Below are 388 nucleotides of genomic sequence, written 5' to 3'. Positions count from 1 at the left end.
CCCTTCGATCAAGGCCCTCCCCTGCCGCGAAGCCTGTCGCGATCCGATCGGCCCGACGCCGCGGTCGGGCAGCGGAGTCGTCGAGCTGAGCCGCGACGAGACGAGCCGAGACGTCCGATCTCCCACATCCTGGGGCGAGTGGCACGATGACCGAGACCACCTTCGCCGACCTCCTCGCCCGCGCGAAAGCCGGCGACGAGCACGCTGTCAACGCCTTGCTGAACGAATTCGAGGCCGATGTCCGGCTCGCCGTCCGCCGGCAGCTGCCCCGATTGCTGCGCACCCAGTTCGACTCCATGGATTTCGTGCAGCTCGTCTGGGCGAGCGTCTTCGCCGGAGGCGGCGTCGACCCCTCCCGCTTCGAGAACCAGAACCACCTCCGGGCCTA

At 68.8% G+C, this 388-nt stretch carries 1 protein-coding gene; it reads left to right on the top strand.

Translation table 11 applies throughout. The annotated features are described in order from the left end of the window. Nucleotides 1-146: 146 nt before the first annotated feature. A partial coding sequence (locus tag AB1L30_RS07470; protein WP_367012799.1) for a hypothetical protein occupies nt 147-388 on the top strand: 242 nt, incomplete at its 3' end.

Origin of the sequence: Bremerella sp. JC817 (assembly GCF_040718835.1) — a bacterium.
Taxonomy (GTDB): Bacteria; Planctomycetota; Planctomycetia; order Pirellulales; family Pirellulaceae; genus Bremerella.
The sequence above is the reverse complement of the archived record's forward strand: the minus strand, read 5'-3'. Positions and strand labels throughout refer to the sequence as shown.